This window comes from Deinococcus fonticola, from assembly GCF_004634215.1.
Taxonomy (GTDB): Bacteria; Deinococcota; Deinococci; order Deinococcales; family Deinococcaceae; genus Deinococcus; species Deinococcus fonticola.
Genome location: NZ_SMMH01000075.1, coordinates 1 through 4,335, shown reverse-complemented (window position 1 = coordinate 4,335; position 4,335 = coordinate 1). Strand labels below are relative to the sequence as shown.

General features: G+C 53.4%; 4 protein-coding genes and 1 pseudogene. 3 read left to right on the top strand and 2 right to left on the bottom strand.

Annotated features, from left to right (window positions below):
• The first annotated feature begins 339 nt into the window (after positions 1 to 339).
• The gene (locus E5Z01_RS19685; protein WP_167758027.1) at positions 340 to 546 is read left to right on the top strand and encodes a hypothetical protein; all 207 of its coding nucleotides are present in this window, start codon (positions 340 to 342) and stop codon (positions 544 to 546) included.
• 23 nt (positions 547 to 569) lie between these two features.
• Here the strand turns inward: E5Z01_RS19685 and E5Z01_RS19005 are convergent, their stop codons facing one another.
• Complete coding sequence (locus tag E5Z01_RS19005) at positions 570 to 1,445, bottom strand: Abi family protein (RefSeq protein WP_167758026.1); 876 nt, start codon at positions 1,443 to 1,445, stop codon at positions 570 to 572.
• A gap of 232 nt (positions 1,446 to 1,677) precedes the next feature.
• On the opposite strand from E5Z01_RS19005, the gene E5Z01_RS19000 reads away from it, so the two are divergent.
• Positions 1,678 to 2,849, top strand: a protein-coding gene (locus E5Z01_RS19000) for an IS3 family transposase (protein WP_135230807.1) whose coding sequence is annotated in 2 segments (ribosomal slippage) — positions 1,678 to 1,945 and positions 1,945 to 2,849 — 1,173 coding nt in all. Because the reading frame shifts where the segments join, the coding sequence is not laid out codon by codon here.
• A gap of 30 nt (positions 2,850 to 2,879) precedes the next feature.
• Positions 2,880 to 3,314 (top strand): annotated as a pseudogene (locus E5Z01_RS18995) (transposase); the annotation flags it as partial.
• A gap of 157 nt (positions 3,315 to 3,471) precedes the next feature.
• Here E5Z01_RS18995 and E5Z01_RS18990 read toward each other — a convergent pair.
• Positions 3,472 to 4,335 (bottom strand): HEAT repeat domain-containing protein (locus E5Z01_RS18990; protein WP_420810865.1); only part of this gene is annotated, 864 nt, incomplete at its 5' end.

Below are 4,335 nucleotides of genomic sequence, written 5' to 3'. Positions count from 1 at the left end.
AACCATTTGCACGCTGATCCCAAAGGCACGGCTGATCTCGAGGTCGGCAGTTCCCTGGTGTGAGAGCAACAGAATGCGGGCGCGGGTCATGACCCGCGCCTTGCCGCTTCCTTTTGACGTGAGGCTCCTCAAGTACTGCTCCTGCTCAGCACTCAGCACTCAGCACGACCGCATACTGAATTGGGCGTCCCATAGGCTAAGTATTATAATTTCTAGAACGCTGTACTAGAGGCACAGGCACATCGTGAGCGAAAGCGGTTGTGCGAGCGGCAATCCCTTGACCCTACTGTTTCAATATGGTCTTTCCAGCACCTGCTCCTGCAGAGCCTACAGGCCGCTGTGATCGAGCAGCAGGGGGAACCCGTGCCGGTGTGTCCTCCTCCCCTGTGGGCTATGGGCGACAGGGTGTCCTACTGCGGCGAGAAGTACACCATCGGTAACGTTACGACGAAAAAACTGTCCCTTGTAAGCGAGGTTTCCGGCGAAGTAGATGTCTTCCTGAACAGCCCTGATCTGGCAAAGCTGAAAAAGCTACTGGCACCTTGATACAGCGCGACATCTTGTTCTGCTCACAGCCACTCCACCTGGCTTTCCCAGCCTTCCTTGAAGCCTGTGTGTTCCGGCCCGAAACCTCTAAAGCGATTCACGAGTCGCGCCCCCGACGTCCATTGCCATTCACCAAGCTGGGTGAGCAGGTGATGCATGGAATAAAGCCGTGGGGCCAGCGAGGTCTCGGGCCGGTGTATACGGTAGCTGGAGGCTGCCAGCGGACGACGTATGGGGTCAGGCTCGTAAAGCTCAGCAGGGGAAAGCACCCTGTTCCACACCCTTGCCTGATGTGCACACATGTTCCGCAGTACCGTCAGGTCGCGGAGCCAGCCTTTCAAGGTATCCGGGTGAATGTTGAAGGTGGCTGCGATGGCCGCCTGATCTGCTGGTGGCAGTGAAGCGTAGATCCGCGACCAATTCCCGAAGGACATGATTTCGGTCACCATCCAACCCGGCGGAAGCAACCAGGCATCATAGGCCCGTCGGTAATGACTGGGGGCATCCTCGGTGCTCTTCATAAACTCGCTGTAGACTCGCCCACTCAGCTCGTGGGCGTTGGTCAACATAGTTATATTTCGTCCTGCCAGACGCCGTTTCCTTGGCAGTACCCGCTCATCGGCATACCAATGTTCGTGATAATGATGGGTCAGATGTTCATTGATTTGGACGCGCACAGCCACTTCAATGATCTGTAGACCCCGCAGGATATGAACTTTGAGTTCATCGTCTAGCAGCATGATCAGGCGAACGTCCTCGAAGCGCACACCCGTATAGACACCACCGGTCTTGAAGTGATGGGCATACCCCTTGAAACGGTACAGCCCTACCCGCGCCAACCAGTTCTCTGCTGCTGAAGCGTCCGGCACGATCATGCCTTTGCGCGCCAGGTGGGTCACCTGCGCGCTCAGAGTCAGGGGTGGCTTGTGGTATAGAGGCATAAAAAAGACCCAGGACTCTTCTCTTGCGAGGCACCTGGGTACGAGTTGTACCCAAGATAGAGGGAGCGACACCTACTGTCAAGAAGTGTCACCGAGTGAGAATCCACTGATGGATGGATTCTGGAGCTGGGGTTGACCCCTTTGTGCGTAGACGCAGTTAAGGACTGCGTCCATCACACTGAGGTGTCACATGAGAACACGCAAAACCTACAGCGCTGACTTCAAACGCCAGGCCACTGGGCTCGCCACGCAGCCAGATCACAGCGTGGACGAGATCGCCCGCGATCTCGGAATTGGCCGTTCGACCCTGAGTAACTGGATTCGTATGGCGCGAGACCACGGTGAACTGGCCTTTCCAGGCAAAGGAAAAGCTCGCCTGACCCCTGAACAGGAAGAACTGAAACGACTTCGCAAAGAGAACGAGTTGCTACGTCAGGAACGGGATATTTTAAAGTCTGCGGCGGTTTGGTTCGCGAAACACAGCAAGTGAAGTTCGCTTTCATCCAGGAGCAAAGCCCTGCATTTCCTGTCCGCGCCCTGTGTCGGGTGTTACAGGTATCGGAAAGTGGCTACTACTCGTGGAAAACCAGGCCGCCGAAACGAAAATTGAACGACCAGCAGATGCTGGTCGAGATCCACGAAATCCATCAGCACAGTAAAGGCCGGTATGGTGCGCTCAGAGTACATGCAGCACTGCGAATCAAAGGTATTCATGCCTCAAAGCGTCGAGTCGCACGACTGATGCGTGTGGCGGGGTTGCGCGGGAAAGGACGAAGGAAGTACAAGAAGACCACCCAATCCAATCATGCCTTACCAGTCGCACAAAATCTTGTGAACCGTGAATTCAAGGTGGCTGAGCCGAATACCGTGTGGGGCGCTGATCTGACCTACATTCCCACCACGGAAGGCTGGTTGTACCTGTCGGTGGTGCTGGATTTTCATTCCCGTATGGTCGTTGGCTGGGCCATGGGGAATCGAATGACCACCGATCTGCCGCTGGCCGCACTCAATATGGCAGCACAGCGCCGTTCACCTCCCGGCGGTTTGATCCATCATTCGGATCGCGGTAGTCAATTCGCAAGCCATGCTTATCAGCGTCGTTTATGGTCGTTAGGGATGCTGTGCAGCATGAGTAGCAAGGGTGACTGCTACGACAATGCCGTTGTCGAAAGCTTTTTCGCGACCTTGAAACGTGAATTGATAGCCGGGCGCGTGTTCCACACGCGCCCGGAGGCTGAGCAAGAGATTTTTGCCTTCATAGAAATCTTTTACAACCGCCAACGACTCCACTCCACACTTGGGTACCTGAGTCCACAGCAATTCGAGAACAGGCAGCTTGCCAAGGAAGGCCGTGTCGCTTAAGCTCGTCTACGCACATCGGGAGCAACTCCAAAATTTCCACAGGCCAGTTTCGGCTTCACCACTCAGGGCATGATTTATGGTTTCAAGTTGCATGCCTGGGCGCTTCCCAATGGACGCATTGTGCGATACCTGATCCGGCCCGCTCACGAGCATGATCTGAATGCGGGTGAGCAGATGAATGCCGATTGGCCCACCTACGGTGGGCCGAAAATCATCGGTGACAAAGCCTATGTGGGTGGGGGCTACATTACGCCGCCCAAAACGAATGCTCGATATCCTGATCTGCGCTGGAGGGACGAATACCACGCCGCGAGAAAAGCTATCGAATCTGCCTTCTCTTCAGTGGCAGGGCGTGGCTTGCGTTGGGGACAGGTGAAAACCATGTGGAGCTTGCGGTTGAAGGTCGCGCTCGTCCTCATCGCTTATAATCTCCGTTTCCAGAACTTCGGCCCTGTCAACCCCTAATCGCCGTTTCTTGGAGCACTACCTCGAGCATTGCTTTGACCTTGCCGAGTGAGGGTCATCAATTGGTGATGCTCGTCCTTGGTCACAACCACTCTCAACTTAACAGGTCTTCCCATACCCGAATAGTCTAATAACTTTTAGAACGCTGTATTTAGATCTAAAAAGACAGATTAAACTCTCTATATAGGAGAGTGTCTTTAAATTCCAAATCGGCATTTGGATGCAGAACTAGTCTATTTAAAACCTCAATTTGCGTGACTGGATCCAGGGATCTTATATCTGCTAGGTTTCTGATCAATTCTTTACTTAGGTTGTCATTAAGAGATAAGCTTAGAATGACATTGCGGTCGCTATCCTTCGCCAGTTGGGCAAGAAGATCTAGAGGCGTCTTAGGATTGCTAGCGACAGCCAGCCTTACATCGGAATCCTCATCTTCCACTAATTGGGCAAGAAGATCTAGAGGCGTCTTAGGATTCCTAGCGACAGCCAGCCTTACATCGGAATCCTCATCTTCCACTAATTGGGCAAGAAGATCTAGAGGCGTATTGGGGTTACTAGCAACCCGCCATCTTACACGAATCTTCTTATCTTCCGCCAATTGAGCAAGGACATCTAGAGGTAGATTGGGGTTGCTGAGAACAGCCAGCCTTACATCGGAATCCTCATCTTCCACCAATTGGTTGAGAAGATCTAGAGGCGTCTTAGGATTGCTAGCGACATCCCGCCTTACATAACTATCCTCATCTTCCGCTAGTCGGGTGAGAATATTTAGAGGCGTATTGGGGTTACTGGCAACCCCCCATCTTACACGAATCTTCTTATCTTCCGCCAATTGGGCAAGAAGATCTAGAGGCGTCTTAGGATTCCTAGCGACAGCCCGCCTTACCTCGAGATCCCTGACGGCCTGACAAACTTTATGAGAGAGGACGTAAAACCAGCGTCCAGCCGACTTCCAGCAACGTAATGGGGTCAGAGCATTTCTTCTTCCGTTTGCCCAGAGGTTCTGGATCAGGCCCACCTG